15 protein-coding genes and 1 pseudogene are annotated in these 15,148 nt (G+C 71.1%); 8 read left to right on the plus strand and 8 right to left on the minus strand.

Annotated features, from left to right (window positions below):
- Window positions 1–40 precede the first annotated feature (40 nt).
- The 4 genes from ACZ4FV_RS14795 to ACZ4FV_RS14810 all read left to right on the plus strand — a co-directional run bounded on the left by ACZ4FV_RS14795 (window position 41) and on the right by ACZ4FV_RS14810 (window position 2,767).
- A complete protein-coding gene (locus ACZ4FV_RS14795; protein WP_395863316.1) occupies window positions 41–439 on the plus strand; it encodes a hypothetical protein in 399 nt (132 codons plus the stop codon).
- 60 nt (window positions 440–499) lie between these two features.
- Window positions 500–1,102 (plus strand): RdgB/HAM1 family non-canonical purine NTP pyrophosphatase, encoded by a 603-nt coding sequence (gene rdgB, locus ACZ4FV_RS14800; protein WP_395863314.1) that lies wholly within the window; start codon window positions 500–502, stop codon window positions 1,100–1,102.
- Window positions 1,103–1,418: 316 nt separating this feature from the next.
- Window positions 1,419–2,528 (plus strand): PucR family transcriptional regulator, encoded by a 1,110-nt coding sequence (locus ACZ4FV_RS14805; protein ID WP_465322726.1) that lies wholly within the window; start codon window positions 1,419–1,421, stop codon window positions 2,526–2,528.
- The gene (locus tag ACZ4FV_RS14810; RefSeq protein ID WP_465322727.1) at window positions 2,525–2,767 is read left to right on the plus strand and encodes a hypothetical protein; all 243 of its coding nucleotides are present in this window, start codon (window positions 2,525–2,527) and stop codon (window positions 2,765–2,767) included. The genes ACZ4FV_RS14805 and ACZ4FV_RS14810 overlap by 4 nt, the downstream gene beginning before the upstream one ends.
- Here the strand turns inward: ACZ4FV_RS14810 and ACZ4FV_RS14815 are convergent.
- A complete protein-coding gene (locus ACZ4FV_RS14815; protein ID WP_395863305.1) occupies window positions 2,746–3,477 on the minus strand; it encodes a GNAT family N-acetyltransferase in 732 nt (243 codons plus the stop codon). The two genes, ACZ4FV_RS14810 and ACZ4FV_RS14815, sit on opposite strands and share 22 nt — an antisense overlap.
- A gap of 187 nt (window positions 3,478–3,664) precedes the next feature.
- On the opposite strand from ACZ4FV_RS14815, the gene ACZ4FV_RS14820 reads away from it, so the two are divergent.
- The gene (locus ACZ4FV_RS14820) at window positions 3,665–5,227 is read left to right on the plus strand and encodes a molybdopterin-dependent oxidoreductase (RefSeq protein WP_465322728.1); all 1,563 of its coding nucleotides are present in this window, start codon (window positions 3,665–3,667) and stop codon (window positions 5,225–5,227) included.
- 109 nt (window positions 5,228–5,336) lie between these two features.
- Here ACZ4FV_RS14820 and ACZ4FV_RS14825 read toward each other — a convergent pair whose 3' ends face one another.
- On the minus strand, window positions 5,337–6,377 hold the full coding sequence (locus ACZ4FV_RS14825; RefSeq protein ID WP_395863478.1) for an LLM class flavin-dependent oxidoreductase: 1,041 nt from the start codon (window positions 6,375–6,377) through the stop codon (window positions 5,337–5,339).
- Between the two features lie 257 nt (window positions 6,378–6,634).
- Between ACZ4FV_RS14825 and ACZ4FV_RS14830 the strand changes: the two genes are divergently transcribed.
- Window positions 6,635–8,086: a catalase gene (locus tag ACZ4FV_RS14830; protein ID WP_465322729.1), complete on the plus strand. Its 1,452-nt coding sequence runs from the start codon at window positions 6,635–6,637 to the stop codon at window positions 8,084–8,086.
- Window positions 8,087–8,197: 111 nt separating this feature from the next.
- On the opposite strand, the gene ACZ4FV_RS14835 is transcribed toward ACZ4FV_RS14830, so the two are convergent.
- The 6 genes and pseudogenes from ACZ4FV_RS14835 to ACZ4FV_RS14860 form a co-directional block, all read right to left on the minus strand.
- The gene (locus ACZ4FV_RS14835; RefSeq protein ID WP_465322730.1) at window positions 8,198–8,863 is read right to left on the minus strand and encodes an RICIN domain-containing protein; all 666 of its coding nucleotides are present in this window, start codon (window positions 8,861–8,863) and stop codon (window positions 8,198–8,200) included.
- Window positions 8,864–9,129: 266 nt separating this feature from the next.
- Window positions 9,130–9,432 (minus strand): GroES family chaperonin, encoded by a 303-nt coding sequence (locus ACZ4FV_RS14840; RefSeq protein ID WP_052173837.1) that lies wholly within the window; start codon window positions 9,430–9,432, stop codon window positions 9,130–9,132.
- A 218-nt stretch (window positions 9,433–9,650) separates the two neighbouring features.
- Window positions 9,651–10,136, minus strand: a complete 486-nt coding sequence (locus tag ACZ4FV_RS14845) for a DUF3618 domain-containing protein (protein WP_395863296.1) — start codon at window positions 10,134–10,136, stop codon at window positions 9,651–9,653.
- A 109-nt stretch (window positions 10,137–10,245) separates the two neighbouring features.
- Window positions 10,246–11,007, minus strand: coding sequence for an energy-coupling factor ABC transporter ATP-binding protein (locus ACZ4FV_RS14850; protein WP_395863294.1), 762 nt, complete (start codon window positions 11,005–11,007; stop codon window positions 10,246–10,248).
- A 55-nt stretch (window positions 11,008–11,062) separates the two neighbouring features.
- Window positions 11,063–11,824 (minus strand): cobalt ECF transporter T component CbiQ, encoded by a 762-nt coding sequence (gene cbiQ, locus ACZ4FV_RS14855; protein ID WP_395863292.1) that lies wholly within the window; start codon window positions 11,822–11,824, stop codon window positions 11,063–11,065.
- 2 nt (window positions 11,825–11,826) lie between these two features.
- Window positions 11,827–12,866: pseudogene (locus ACZ4FV_RS14860) on the minus strand (energy-coupling factor ABC transporter permease).
- A gap of 240 nt (window positions 12,867–13,106) precedes the next feature.
- Between ACZ4FV_RS14860 and bcp the strand changes: the two are divergent.
- Complete coding sequence (gene bcp, locus ACZ4FV_RS14865; RefSeq protein WP_395863290.1) at window positions 13,107–13,583, plus strand: thioredoxin-dependent thiol peroxidase; 477 nt, start codon at window positions 13,107–13,109, stop codon at window positions 13,581–13,583.
- Between the two features lie 134 nt (window positions 13,584–13,717).
- Window positions 13,718–15,133: a glycine betaine/L-proline transporter ProP gene (proP, locus tag ACZ4FV_RS14870; protein WP_395863288.1), complete on the plus strand. Its 1,416-nt coding sequence runs from the start codon at window positions 13,718–13,720 to the stop codon at window positions 15,131–15,133.
- The last annotated feature ends 15 nt before the right edge of the window (window positions 15,134–15,148 follow it).

Below are 15,148 nucleotides of genomic sequence, written 5' to 3' on the forward strand. Positions count from 1 at the left end.
CACGACCGGGCCGATCAGCCCGTCCCTGACGAGGAGCTCCATGTTCCGCGCCACGTTCCGTCCCCGCCGGGTCCTGCGCACCACGATCGCGGCCACCGCCATGGCGGGCGCGCTGTTCGCCACCGTCGCGTGCGAGCAGGCGCAGCAGGCCATCTCGTGTGCCGAACTGGCCACCAACCTGACCAACGACATCTCCAACCTGAGCAATGTGCTCAACGATCCGGCCGCTGCCCGGAAGTCGCTCGACAACCTGCAGAAGACCTTGGACGACAAGACCAAGGACCTGGACTCGGACGACGCCAAGAACGCCGCGAACAGCCTCGGCGACGTGATCACCCAGCTCAGCACCAAGGCCGCCAACGGTGACAGTCTGGGCGCGAGCGACGTGCAGCCGCTGATCAACGGCGCGAAGAACCTGACCACGATCTGCGTCAAGTAACCGGTCCGCGAGGGCGGCCCGGATTCGATCCGCGGCCGCCACGAGTCCTAGGCTTGCCGTATGAGCCGTCTCGTACTCGCCACCCGCAACGCCAACAAGGTCGTCGAGCTCCAGCAGATCCTCCGGGACGTCGGGCTCGACGTCGAACTCGTCGGCATGGACGCCTACCCGGACGTCCCCGACGTGCCCGAGACCGGCCTCACCTTCGCGGCCAACGCCCTGCTCAAGGCCCACGCCATCGCGCGGGCCACGGGGCTCCCGGCGATCGCCGACGACTCGGGCCTGTGCGTGGCCGCGCTCAACGGCATGCCCGGTATCTTCTCCGCGCGTTGGGCCGGCACGCACGGCGACGACACGGCCAACCTGCGGTTGCTGCTCGCGCAACTGTCCGACATCGCGGACGAACACCGCGCCGCGTGGTTCGCCTGCGCGGCGGCGCTCGCGCTGCCGGACGGCACCGAGCGGGTGGTCGAGGGCCGGTTCGAAGGCACCTTGACCCGCGAGCCGCGCGGCACCGGCGGCTTCGGATACGACCCGATCCTCCTGGTCGCCGACGACACTCGCACCGCCGCCGAGCTGACCGCCGCCGAGAAGAACGCGATCAGCCACCGGGGCAAGGCGTTTCGTGCCCTGGCGCCGATCGTCTCCGAACTGATCGGCTGACGACCGGGCGGGGGTCGGGCCGACGGGTCGCGCCGAATCCGACCTCTGCGCCGAGGCCGACGCCGACGCCGGCGTCGTGGTCGGGTGGCCTGTCTCGTCGCCCTCTTGTCGCCCGTCTCGGCGACCACTTCGATGTTCGGCCCGCCGCTCCGGAATGCGCGTCGCCCCAGCCGCGCTGTCGAGGCAATCCGCGCGTGGACCGTGTCGGTGCGTGCCCCGCTGCCCCATCGCCATCGCTCTGCCGGGAATCGGCAAGGTTGGTAGCGTTTTCCTGGCTGCTATTCGGCAACGTGGTGGGGCCTCGGGGGGACGCGGCGTGAAGAGCGACGAGGGGATACCCGTCGAGTTCGTGGGTGGATGGGCCGAGTTGTTGCGGGAGGTTTCCGCGACCGGACGGCTGCTGCGGCGGGCCGAGTTGCACGCGCTGGCCGAGATGGGGGAGCGGGCCGGGGAGGCCGGGTACGACTGGCGTCCGCTGGTCGGGCTGTATCTGCGCGAGACGCGTCGGGCCTGGGGGACGCTGCCGGGCATCGGTCGGGCGGCGAGTGTGACCGAGGCGGCCCGGGGCGGGGACGCGGCGCTGGCCGCTTTGGACGCGGCGATCGCCGCGCTCGGCGCCGGCCACGAGCACGCGCGACGGCTGGCGGTCCGCCAGGAGGAGGCCGCGCGGCGCGAGTTCATCGACGACCTGCTGTACGGGCGCAGCGACCTGGGTCGGCTGGCCGAGCGTGCCGAACGCTTCGGGCTGCGGCTGGCCCGGACGCACGTGGTCGCGGTCGCCGTGGGTGGGACGGACTATGACGAGGCGCACCCCCTGGTCCGCCGGGTCGAGCGCGAGCTGATCGGGCGGTTCGGCGAACGGGACGTGTTGCTGACCACCAAGGACGGCCGGCTCGTGTGCGTCGCGGCGGACGACGAGCAGTCGGTGCTGACCGCGTTTGCGAAGTACGCGACGGCCGGCGGCGCGGGCCGCGAGGGCGCCGACCGGGTCGCACTGGGCCGGCCGCACGCCGGTGCGGGCGGCGTGGTGCTCTCCTACGAGGAGGCGCTGGGCGCGCTCGACCTGGCCGTGCGGCTGGATCTGCCCGGGACCGTGCTCGACGCGGCCGATCTGCTGGTCTTCCCGGTGTTGATGCGCGACCGCGCGGCGATGTCCGACCTGGTTCGCAGCGCGCTGGGGCCGCTGGTGCAGGCGCGTGGCGGCGCGGTCCCGCTCCTGGAGACGATCACCGCGTGTGCGGCGGCGGGTTACGTCAACGCCGAGGCCGCGCGCCGGTTGCGGATCAGCGTACGCACACTCTCCTACCGGCTGGAGCGGATCCGGACGCTGACCGGATACGACCCCGGCGACGCGATCCAGCGCTACACCCTGGAGACCGCCGCGCTGGGCGCCCGGATCCTGGGCTGGCCCAGTACTCCGCTTTGACCGCGCTTTTCCCGTGGCCGGACGACACCAACAGACCGGCCGAGCGGCTCCTGCGGGTGCTCGACGACGCCGAGGTCGACACACTCGTGGACGACCACTACACGGCGCAGGCACAGACGCTGACCACCGATGCCGAGGCCAACCTGCTCAAGCTGGCCGAACTGCGCGGCCTGCTCGGCCCGGCGGACCGGGAACGCTGGGCCGAGGTGAAGCGGGCCTACCGGGCGGGCCGGGCCTGAACCGGGGAGGACGCGAGGCTCGGCTCGGCGGCGGGTACCCCCGCCTCGGGTGCGATCGCCGGTTCCGGAATCCAGGCCGGGGTGAGCACGCCGTACAGCGTCCAGCCCAGGCGGGTGTACAACGCCCGGCCGGCAGGGGTGGCGACCAGCACCCCGGTGCGGGCGCCGCGCTCGGCGGCGGCGTCGCCGAGCGCGGTCATCAGCACGCTGCCCAGTCCTCGACGCCGGTGCGCCGGGTCGGTCCGGATCTGGTCGGCCACGGCTGTCTCCCCGGTGACCCCGATTCGCCCGCTCGCGGCGACCGCGCCGTCGCCGGCGAGCAACCGCACGAACACGACCGCGCCCACCGGCTCGACCTCGATCGTGTACCCGCTCGGCGGGAGCACCGCGGCCTGCCGCAGGGGCCCGGTCATCACGTACTCCGGATCGCCGATCGTCCACGCGGGCGTCAGTTCGGGGCCGATCCGCTCGGGCGGGCCGAAGCTCTTGATCCAGGTGCCGGGATCGGTCCGGGTCCGGGCCGTCTCGGCCACGTGCCCGACGTCGTGCAACACGTAGCGCACGCGGTGCTCGGGCAATCCGACGTCGAGCCGGAAGCCGCCCGCCGCCTCGACCGGCGCGGGTACCGATCGGGCCGCCGCCCAACCGGTGACCCAGGCCCGGATCAGTTCGGCGGTGGATATGGACCGCTCCCGGTCGATGGTGCTCACGGCTTCTCCCGACGGATCGGCGACTGGAACCCGGAAAGCGTATTGCAAGCGACTTGCAATAAGGCCGGCAGACTCCTGACGCTTCGTCATACAACGGTAAGCAGCGGATTCCCCCGTCCAGGACACGTGCGGGTCAGGATGGAGGAGCTGTTCCGCGAACCGATTTTCCCGAGCGTGAGGTGGCGTCGTGCGGCGTTCTGGATGGCCCGGTGCCGCGTTGGCGGGCGTGCTCTCGGCGGCCGTGGCGGTCGGCGTGGCCGAGGCGATCGCGGCGTTCGTGCGACCGGAGGCCACACCGTTCGTGACGATCAGCGGCGCGGTCACCGACCGGGCGCCGCAGGGGCCGCGCGAATGGGCGATCCGCACCTTCGGGACCGCGGACAAGGCGTTCCTGCTGACCGTGATCACCGTGCTGCTCGCGCTGTTCGCCGCCGGACTCGGTGCGCTCGCCGCCCGGCGGCTGCGCTACGGGATCGTCGGCGTGCTCGCGCTCGGTGCCTTCGTGGCCTGGACCGCCGTCGACCGCCCCTCGTACACACCCGCCGACCTGGCCCCGGTGCTGGTCGGCACGCTGTTCGGGATGCTCGCGCTGATCCTGTCGACCCGGCCCGACCTGGTCGACCGACGCCCGCTCGCCCGCCCGCTGCCGGGCGCGTCCGAGGACGACGTGCGCGAACCGGCCCCGGACACCTCGCGCCGTACGGTGATCCTGGTCGGCGCCGCCGCGGTCGCCGCGGTGACCGGGTTCGGCGGACGGATGCTCCAGCACGCCCGGTTCAACGCGGAGCGGTCCCGCGCGTCCGTCGCGGGGAACCTGCCCGCGCCGATCAGCGCGGCCGCGCCGGCCGGCCCCGGCTTGATCGAGCCCGGCCTGACCCCGTACCTGACCTCGCACGCCGACTTCTACCGGATCGACACCGCGTTCACCGTGCCGCAGCTTCGGGCCGAGGACTGGCAGTTGCGTATCCACGGCCTGGTGGACCGGGAAATCCGGCTGGACTACCCGCAGTTGCGGGCCCGCCTCGCGATCGAGCGGGACATCACGCTGGCCTGCGTGTCCAACGAGGTCGGCGGCGACCTGATCGGCAACGCCCGCTGGCTGGGCACCCCACTGGCCGACCTGCTGCGTGAGGCGGGAATCCGGCCCGGTGCCGATCAGATCGTCTCCAGATCGCCGGACGGCATGACGATCGGCACGCCGCTGCGCGAGGTGCTCGACGGGCGTGACGCGATGCTGGCGTACGCGATGAACGGCGAGCCGCTGCCGATCAAGCACGGCTTCCCGGTCCGGATGGTGGTTCCGGGACTGTACGGCTACGTGTCCGCGTGCAAGTGGATCGTGGACCTCGAGGTGACCCGGTTCGACGCGTTCAGCGCCTACTGGGTCAAGCTCGGCTGGGCCCGGCAGGCCCCGATCAAGACCCAGTCGCGGCTGGACACGCCCAGGGACGGGGGCACCGTGAACGCCGGCCGGGTCCCGGTCGCCGGCGTCGCGTGGGCGCAACACCGGGGCATCGCCGCGGTCGAGATCCAAGTCGACGAGGGCCCGTGGCAGCCCGCCGAGCTCGCGCCGCAGACCACCACCGACACCTGGCGCCAATACCGCTGGATGTGGGACGCGACGCCGGGCAGGCACGTACTGCGGGTGCGGGCCACGGACGGCACCGGCGCGGTACAGACCGCCAAGAACGCCGACGTGGTCCCCGACGGCGCGACCGGCTACCACCGGATCGGCGTCACGGTGCGGTGAACGGCGCGACTTCGGGCCGCCCGACGCGAACCACGCCGCGGCGGGCCGGGCCCTTCGGGGAAGGCCACCGATACCGGCCGGGTCGCCCCCACGACCCGGCCGGTGCCGCTCACTCCTCGATCAGTCCCCACGCCTTCGCGATCAGCTCGTACGAGCGGATCCGCGCGTCGTGGCCGTATACGTTGCTGATCACCATCAATTCGTCCACCTTGGTGCGCTCGCGCAGTTCGCGCATGCCGGCCCGCACCTCGGCCAGGTCGCCCGAGATGTGCTGGCGCCGGTAGTTCGCCACGAACTCCCGCTCGGCGGGCGTCCACGGGTAGGCCTCGGCCTCCTCCGGCGACGGCATCCGACCGGGGTTGCCGCCGCGCAGCCGCAACATCGACAACGCCTGGGACAACGCGAGCCGCTCGGCCTCCTCGTGCGTGTCGGCCGCGATCACCCCGGCCGCGATCATCGAGTACGGCTCCTTGAGCGACTCGGAGGGCTGGAACGACTCGCGGTACAACTCGAGCGCGGGCAGCGTGTGCTGCCCGCTGAAGTGATGCGCGAACGCGAACGGCAGGCCCAGGATCCCGGCCAACTGCGCGCTGTAGCCGCTGGACCCCAGCAGCCACACCGGTGCCTCGGCGGACGCGAACTCGCCTCCCGCCTCGATCCCGGACGCGGGACCGGGCACCGCGTGCATCCGCGCGTACGGGTGGTCCGCCGCGAACGACCCGGTGACGAACCCGATCAGCTCGCCGAGCGCCTGCGGGAACTCCTCGACCGACTCGGCCCCGCCGCCGCGCCGCAGCGCGCGCATGGTGACCTGATCGGTGCCCGGGGCCCGGCCGATGCCGATGTCGATTCGCCCGGGATGCAGCGCCTGGAGCGTGCCGAACTGCTCGGCGACCACGAGCGGCGCGTGGTTGGGCAACATCACGCCGCCCGAGCCCAGCCGCAGGGTCGAGGTGTGCGCGGCCAGGTGGGCGAGCAGCACCGGCGGCGACGAACTGGCGATGCCGGGCATGTTGTGGTGTTCCGCCACCCAGAACCGGTGGAATCCCCATCGCTCGGCCAGCTTCGCCAACTCGGTGCTCGTACGCAGCGCCTCGGTCGCCGAGTACCCGGTTCCCACCGGCGCCACGTCCAGTACCGACAACTTCACAGCGTCCACTCCGCGTCCCTCTTTCTCGCCCGTTTCCCGCCCACCCGATTGCGCTCCGGTGCTTTGAGTTGCAACCCGCGGGCACTGCGCGCTGTTCCAGGGCTCAGGCGTGCAGACGATCACACGGGGCATAAAGGACAGTCGGAAAGATCATGGACTGGATGCCATACAGGTCTTGACCCATTCCAATTTCGGACCCAGGTTGGAATCGGCGCTCCAAGACCCGGCACGTGAACCACACGAAAGGGACACTGGCGATGACCGAACGCCCGACCACCACGACCGACGCGGGTATCGCGGCCCCGAGCGACGAGTTCTCGCTCTCCGTCGGACCCGACGGCCCGTTGCTGCTCCAGGACCACTACGTCATCCAGAAGATGGCGCAGTTCAACCGTGAGCGGGTGCCGGAGCGGGTGGTGCACGCGAAGGGGGGCGGCGCCCACGGGATCTTCCAGGTCACCCGGGACGTCAGCCAATTCACCAAGGCGGACCTGTTCCAGCCCGGTCGCGAGACGCCGATGTTCATCCGCTTCTCGACGGTCGCCGGTGAGCTCGGGTTCCCCGACACCGTGCGCGACCCGCGCGGCTTCGCGATCAAGTTCTACACCCGGCACGGGAACTACGACCTGGTCGGCAACAACACGCCGATCTTCTTCATCCGGGATCCGAGCAAGTTCTCCGACTTCATCCACTCGCAGAAGCGCCGGTCGGACACCCACCTGCACGACCACAACATGCAGTGGGACTTCTGGACGCTCTCGCCCGAGTCCGCGCACCAGGTCACCTTCCTGATGTCCGACCGGGGCACCCCGAGGACGTGGCGCAACATGCACGGCTTCGGCAGCCACACCTTCATGTGGGTCAACGCCGGCGGCGAGAAGTTCTGGATCAAGTACCACTTCCTGACTGACCAGGGCATCGAGAACTTCACCGACGCCGAGGCCGCCGCGCAGGCCGGCGAGGACCGCGACTTCCACATCCGCGACCTGCGCGACGCGATCACCGGCGGCGACCACCCGTCCTGGACGCTGCACGTACAGGTGATGCCGTTCGAGGACGCCGCGAACTACCGGTTCAACCCGTTCGACCTGACCAAGGTGTGGCCGCACGGCGACTACCCGCTGATCGAGGTCGGCCGGATGACCTTGAACCGCAACCCCTCGGACTACTTCGCCGAGGTCGAGCAGGCCTCGTTCGAACCGGCCAACCTGGTGCCCGGGATCGGCGCGAGCCCGGACAAGATGCTCCAGGGCCGGTTGTTCAGCTACCCGGACACGCACCGCTACCGGATCGGCCCGAACTACCTCCAGCTGCCGATCAACCGCCCGATCGTGCCGGTCCACTCGTACAACAAGGACGGCGCGATGCGGTTCGAGAACTACGGCGACCCGGTGTACGCGCCGAACAGCTACGGCGGCCCGGTGGCGAATCCGGAGTTGTACACGGACGAGAACTACGCGGTCACCGGCGAGATCATGCGCTCCGCCTACAGGCCGCACGCCGAGGACGACGACTTCGGTCAGCCCGGCACGCTGTGGCGCCACGTGATGTCCGAGACGGACCGGGAGCACCTGGTCGCCAACATCGTCGGGCACATGAAGAGCGATGGGCCGGTGAGCGCCGAGGTGCTGCCCCGGGTGATCGATTACTGGACGAAGGTCGACGCCGACCTGGGCGCGCGTGTCTCGAAGGGCTTCAACGGCGGCTGACGCCGTTCGGGCCGGGCGAACCACCCAGGCGCCGCCCGGCCCGGGCGGTCCCTCGGCATGTTCGATCGCCGGCGCGGCTCGGCCGATTCCGGCCTGCCGTCCGGCGCCCGGTCACGCGGCGCCGGCCTGCCAGACCGCTCCCGAGCCGGCCGGCACCAGGGCCAGACTCTGTTGGCCCTTGACCTGGTCGGCCAGCCCCAGCGCGGAGCCGTTGCGGGCGAGCAGCACCACCCCGGAGCCACTGGTCTGCGGCTTCCACAACTGGGTGTCGCCGCGGCCGCAGTCGTCCTGATAGGCCCGGGCCCCTCGACCGTCCGCCACCTCCAGGCACTTGTGCGAGTCCGCCGACTGCAACCGGACGAAACCGTCGCCGGCGTCGCGCACCACCCATTGCTGGTTCGCCTTGCCCGGCCCCGCCGGGTACACGATCACCGGTGCGCGATCCCGGTCGCTGCCGCCGCTCACGTCCATCGCCCGGCCGTCCGCCAGGGTCAGCACGTAGCGCTTGCCCGAGGCCAGGACCGGCTTGGCGGACGCGCTCTTGGACGGCGACGGTGACGCCGAGGTCGGCGCGGCGGTGGTCGGCGGCGCCGTGGTTATCTGCGCCGCGACCGCGGCGGGCGGGCTCGGGGAGGAGCCGCTCGGGCCGGGCGTGGTCGCCGACGCGCCGGCGGCCTTGCCGTCGCCACCGCCGAACACCCCGACCAGGCCGCCGCCCAGGAAACCCATCAGCGCGACCGCGCACAGCGCCGCTATCCAGATCCGACGTCGCGGCATCTGTCCCTCTCCTCATGGCCGGCTCTTCGTGCGGATCGGGTCATCCTGGCAGAAGAGTTCATCCCAAGGGGTGAGTCGCTCGGTGCGAGTGGGTGCGTTCCGGGCGTGCGAAAGCGCCGCCGGAGGACAAAACCGCCGGGTGGCGAGTCGGCTCACCACCCGGCGGTACGGCTGTTCGGAGATCTCTCGGCGGTCATGCGGCGGTGCTCTCGTGGCGCCCGTGCGGTGGTCGTTCCCAGGGCTGGGGCGGGGTACCGGGCCTTGTTCTAGAGGTAGAGGCCGGTGGCCTCGCCCGAGACCTCGATGCGCTCGGCGGCGACCGCGTGCAGATCGCGTTCGCGGAGCAGGACGTACGGGACGCCGCGCACCTCGACCTCGGCGCGCTCCTCGGGGTCGTACAGGACACGATCGCCCGGTTCGACGGTGCGGACGTTCTGGCCGACCGCGACCACCTCGGCCCACGCCAGCCGCTTGCCGACCTGTGCGGTCGCGGGGATCAGGATGCCGCCGCCGGAGCGGCGCTCACCCTCCGCCGCGTCCTGGCGGACCAGGACACGGTCGTGCAGCATGCGGATGGGCAGCTTCTCGCCGAGATGGTGGGCGGTGTTGCTCGAAGACTGGGACCTGTCGGAACTCACGCTTCGACAAGCTACCCGTCCGACGCCGAACGTGCGTCACCGGGAGGTGTGGTGTTCCGATCCGTTCGGCGTCGATTCGGCCTCGGCCGGGCCCGGGGTCGGTCCCGGACCGGACCCGGCGGACGTGCCCGGGGTCGACGCGCCCGGGCTCAGCGCTTCTTCTTGCCCTTGCCGGGCTTGACGTTCTTGTCCGCCTTGCCCCGGCTCTTCACCAGGACGACCAGCAGGAGCAGCCCCGCCACCCCACCCGCGAGCGGCACGATGCGCTCCTTGCGCGGCGCGCCCGTGTCGCTGTCGATGAACTGGGCCCGCACCTTGTCCTTCGCGCGCGCCGCGACGTTGGCCGGCTTCACCCGGTCGACGATCTCGTCCAGCGTCACCGCCAGGCTGGCCCGGGCCGCCTCGATGTCCCGCTCGATCTGCTGCGGCGAGCGCCGGTCCGGCTGGTCGCCGCCGGTGTGCTTGTCGGCGGCCTTCCCGTCCTTGTGCTCGGCGTTCGAAACGTCAGCCTTGTGCGCACCGTTCACCGACTCCACCCGACTCCGCTCAGCGTGTGCCGTCACCGGACGGCCCAACGCCGCCCGGCCTTCCCGCTCCAACTCCGCCGGAGACAGTTCCCGCCCGTGGTCGCTCACAACCCGTCCTCTCCGGCCCCTGCGCTCGTGTGTTCCCCAAGTCTGTCAGGTACATCCCCGCACCCGTGTCAACCGGGTGTCGTGGCGCCGGCGGGCGGCCCGGGAGCGGTCAGGCCGGGACCGACGACGGGTCGAACCCGTACGGCAGTTCCAGTCGGTGGGCGGCCATCAGGTCGCGATCCAGGAGCAGCTCGCGGGTGCCGCCGTCGGCGACCACGACGCCGCCCGCCAGCACCGTCGCGCGCGGACACAGTTCCAACGCGTAGGGCAGGTCGTGGGTCACCATCAGTACGGTGACATCGAGCGAACGGAGTACCTCGGCCAGTTCGCGCCGGCTCGCCGGGTCCAGGTTCGAGGACGGCTCGTCCAGGACCAGGATCTCCGGCTCCATCGCGAGCACCGTGGCCACCGCGACCCGGCGGCGCTGGCCGTAGCTGAGGTGGTGCGGCGGCCGATCGGCGAAGCCGGCCATGCCCACCCGGGCCAGCGCGTCCTGTACGCGCTCCTCCAGCGCGGCGCCGCGCAGGCCCAGGTTGGCCGGGCCGAACGCGACGTCCTCGCGGACGGTGGGCATGAAGAGCTGGTCGTCCGGGTCCTGGAAGACGATGCCGACCCGGCGGCGGATCTCGCGCAGATGCTCCTTCGCCACCGGCAGACCGGCCACCTCGACGGTGCCGGCCCCGGCGGTCAGGATGCCGTTGAGGTGCAGCACCAGGGTGGTCTTGCCGGCGCCGTTGGGGCCCAGCAGCGCGACCCGTTCGCCGCGCGCGATGGTCAGGTCGACGCCGTACAGCGCCTGGTGGCCGTCGGGGTAGGCGTAGGCGAGGCCGCGGACGACCAGCGAGGGGGCGGTGGCCGGGGTGTCACTCACCTGGGGACTCCGTTCATCGGGTCGGCGCCGTCGGTCGGCACATCGGGTCGGCGCCTCACAGGGTCAGCGCCGCCGCCCACACCGCGAGCGCCGCCGCCGGCAGTGCCGCGGCGGCGGCCCACTGGGCGCGGGTGGCCCGGGTGTCCAGGAGCACCGGCATGGTCCCGGTGTAACCCCGGCTGAGCATCGCCAGGTGCACCCGTTCGCCGCGCTCGTAGGAGCGGATGAACAGCGCGCCGGCGGACTTGGCCACCACCGGGGTCTGGCGCAGGTCGCGCGCGAGGAAGCCGCGCGATTCGCGGGCGATCCGCATCCGGCCCATCTCGGCGGTGATCACCGCGCCGTAGCGCAGCATGAACGACATGATCTGGATCAGCAGCGGCGGCATCCGCAACTTCTGCAGGCCCAGGAGCAGGGCGCGCAGTTCGGTGGTGGCCGCGAGCAACACGCCCGCGACCACCCCCAGGGTGCCCTTGGCCATGATGTTCCAGGCGCCGAGCAGGCCGTCCCGGCTGAGCGACAGGCCCAGCACCTCGACGTGCGGCCCGTTCGCGACGAACGGCAACAGTACGGCGAAGCCCACGAACGGCAGCTCGACCAGCAGGCGACGCAGCAGGAATCCGGCGGGCACCCGGGCGAGCGCGGCGACCGCGGCGAGCAGCACGGCGTACCCGGCGAAAGCCCAGTAGGCATCCCGGGGCGTGGACACCGTGGCCACCACGAAACCGACCAGCGCGAGGAGCTTGCAGTGCGGCGGCAGCCGGTGGATCGGCGAGTCGCCGGGTCGGTGGAGCCGATGTCCGTGTCCCGCCGCCATGGTCAGGCCCCGGAACCGGCGGCGGAGTCGGCCGTGCGCGCGGTCGCCGGGTCGGTGCCGGTGGAGCGCTTGCGGACCAACCAGAACACGCCGGTGCCCACCAGCAGCGTGGCGCCGACGCCGATCACGCCGGCCAGGCCGCCGGAGAGCCGCTCGTTGTGCACCCCCTTGACGCTGTAGTCGGCCAGTGGGCCGTCCTTGAACTGGTGGTCCCGCTCCTTGGTGTCGATGCCCTTGTCGGCGGACACCTTCTCCAGGCCGTCCGGGCTCTGGCTCGCGTAGTAGCTGACGAAGCCGGCCAGCACCAGGGCGAGCAGGACGCCCGCGATCAGCAACGTGCGGGTACGGACGCGGGTCATCGGGGTCCCCCTGCCGAGCGCAGTTCGAGCGGGCGCGCGAGGCCGCGCGCGCCGTGGACGAGGTCGGGTCGCACCGCGAGCACGCTGGAGACGGTGGCCGCGGTGATGATCGCCTCGCCGATGCCGATCAGGACGTGCACGCCGATCATCGCGCCGGCCACCTTGCCGATCGACACGTCGGTGGTCCCGCCGATCGCATAGAACGCGGTGAACACGCAGGCGGCGGCCGGTACCGACACCAGCGCGCCGACGAACGCGGCCACGGGTACGGACGAGTGCCGCGCGGGCAGCAGGCCCAGCGCCAGGCGGAAGAGCCCGTAGCCGACCACGACGGTCACGATGCCCATGATGGTGATGTTCAGGCCGAGCGCGGTCAGGCCACCGTCGGCGAAGAACAGACCCTGCATCAGCAGCACCACCGCCACGCACAACATGCCGGTGTACGGGCCGACCAGGATCGCGGCCAGGGTGCCACCGAGCAGGTGGCCGCTGGTCCCGCCGGCGACCGGAAAGTTGAGCATCTGGACGGCGAAGACGAAGGCCGCGACCAGGCCGGCCAGGGGCGCGGTGCGTTCGTCCAGCTCGCGACGTGCGCCACGCAGGCCGACGGCGATCCCGGCGACCGCGACGACGCCCGCTCCCGCGGATACGGGGCCGTCGATGAACCCGTTGGGTATGTGCATGTGGCCCTCCCGAAATGCCGGATTCGGCTGTGGGATTTTATGGCCTTCGGCCGCAACTGCAAAAGCCTCGCAATTGGGTGATGGTGGCAACAGAGGGGCGCGCGCATGCTTCTTTGCCTCGCGTTGACGAATGACGCGCCGGTGGGACGCGCGTGCGTGCCGAGCGGCTCCGGGCCCGGACGGGTCCGACCGCAGCGCTAGCGTTGCGGCGTACGTGCCGAGCGATCCGAGGAGTTCTTCGTGAGCGACCGTCTTCAGGCGGGCGACACCGCCCCCGCCTTCACCCTGTCCGACGCCGACGGCAAGGACGTCTCGCTGTCCGACTACGCGGGCCGCAAGGTCATCGTGTACTTCTACCCGGCCGCGCTGACCCCGGGCTGCACCAAGCAGGCGTGCGACTTCACCGACAACCTGGACCTGCTCGCGGGCGCGGGCTACGACGTGGTCGGCATCTCGCCGGACAAGCCGGAGAAGCTCGGCAAGTTCCGGGAGAAGGAGAACCTCACGGTGACGCTGGTCGCCGACCCGGACAAGAGCACGCTGGAGGCGTACGGCGCCTTCGGCGAGAAGACCATGTACGGCAAGACGGTCAAGGGCGTGATCCGCTCGACGTTCGTGGTGGACGAGAACGGCAAGGTGGAGCGGGCGCTGTACAACGTCCGCGCGACCGGCCACGTGGCCAAGCTGATCAAGGACCTCAAGCTCGACGCGGCCTGAGGGCACACTCCGCTCCGCTCGGGGGTCCACGAGCCCCGATTCGCCCGATCTTCGGGTGGATCGGGGCTTTTTGCGTGGAAGCCTGTGTCGTGTCCCCTTTCGCGTGACCACCTGCCCCAACCTGGAGCGCGGGGGTGGTTCCAGGACGAGGGAGACAGGTGCGCGAGGAAGACATCACGGTCGTCGACGCCAAGACCGTGGACACCGCGGTCAAGGCGACCATGCTCGGCAATGCCATGGAGTGGTACGACTTCGGCATCTACGCCTACATGGCGGTCACGATCGGAAAGGTGTTCTTCCCTTCGGGAAACGACACCGCGCAGACGTTGTCCTCGTTCGCGACCTTCGCCGCGGCCTTCCTGGTCCGGCCGCTCGGCGGCTTCTTCTTCGGGCCGCTCGGCGACCGGATCGGGCGCAAGAAGGTGCTCGCGATCACGATGCTGATGATGGCGAGCGGCACGTTGTGCATCGGCCTGATCCCCAGCTACGGCACGATCGGCTTCGTCGCGCCGATCCTGCTGGTCCTGTTCCGGATGCTCCAGGGATTCTCGGCGGGCGGCGAGTACGGCGGCGCGAGTACGTTCATCGCCGAGTACGCGCCGGACAAGCGGCGCGGGTTCTACGGCAGCTTCCTGGAGTTCGGCACGCTGATCGGCTACATCCTGGCGGCGAGCCTGGTCACCCTGCTGACGGCGGTGCTCAGCGACCACGAGATGCGCACGTGGGGGTGGCGCATCCCGTTTCTGGTGGCGGGCCCGATCGGGGTGATCGGGCTGTACCTGCGGCTGCGGCTGGAGGAGTCGCCGGCGTTCGCGAAGGTGATGGAGCAGTCGGCCGCGACCGAGGCGGAAGCGGAGGGGGGCGAGCACGGGAACGAGACGGTGCGCGAGTTCAAGCGGATCTTCCTCGGGCAACGGCGGGCGATGGTCATCTGTATCGCGCTGGTCGCGGCGTACAACATCAACGACTACATGCTGCTGTCGTACATGCCGACCTATCTCTCCGACACCCTCGGCTACAACGAGACGCACGGCCTGCTGCAGATCGTCGTGGTGATGATCGTGCTGCTCGCGGTGATCCACCCGCTGGGCGGGCTGACCGACCGGATCGGCCGCAAGCCGGTGATCATCGCCGGGTGCGTGGGCTTCATGGTGCTGCCGATCCCGTGCTTCGTGCTGATCAAGCAGGGCGACCTGGTACCGATCTTCATCGGCCTGCTCATCCTGGGCCTGGTCCTGGTCTGCTTCCTGGCCACCATGTCCGCCGCGTTGCCCGCCCTGTTCCCGACCGAGATCCGCTCCGGGGCGCTGTCCGTCTCGTTCAACATCTCGGTCTCGCTGTTCGGCGGCACCACCCCGTTCGTGGCCGAGGCGCTGGTCGACGGGACGGGCAACGACTACATGCCGGCCTTCTACATGATGCTCGCGGCGGCCGTCGGCCTGGCCGCCGCGCTCACGATGGCCGAGACGGCCCGCAAGCCGCTGATGGGTTCGCCACCGGCGGTGGAGACGGTCGAGGAGGCCCGGGAACTGGTCGCCGCGCAGCGGTGATCCCGACCGACGACG

It is taken from the genome of Embleya sp. NPDC025285 (genome assembly GCF_055558835.1).

Coding starts and splice junctions, on each gene's coding strand:
- ACZ4FV_RS14795 (WP_395863316.1), top strand. CDS start 41: ATGTTCCGCGCCACGTTCCGTCCCCGCCGGGTCCTGCGCACCACGATC.
- rdgB (WP_395863314.1), top strand. CDS start 500: ATGAGCCGTCTCGTACTCGCCACCCGCAACGCCAACAAGGTCGTCGAG.
- ACZ4FV_RS14830 (WP_465322729.1), top strand. CDS start 6,635: ATGACCGAACGCCCGACCACCACGACCGACGCGGGTATCGCGGCCCCG.
- ACZ4FV_RS14835 (WP_465322730.1), bottom strand. CDS start 8,863: ATGCCGCGACGTCGGATCTGGATAGCGGCGCTGTGCGCGGTCGCGCTG.
- ACZ4FV_RS14840 (WP_052173837.1), bottom strand. CDS start 9,432: ATGCTGCACGACCGTGTCCTGGTCCGCCAGGACGCGGCGGAGGGTGAG.
- cbiQ (WP_395863292.1), bottom strand. CDS start 11,824: ATGGCGGCGGGACACGGACATCGGCTCCACCGACCCGGCGACTCGCCG.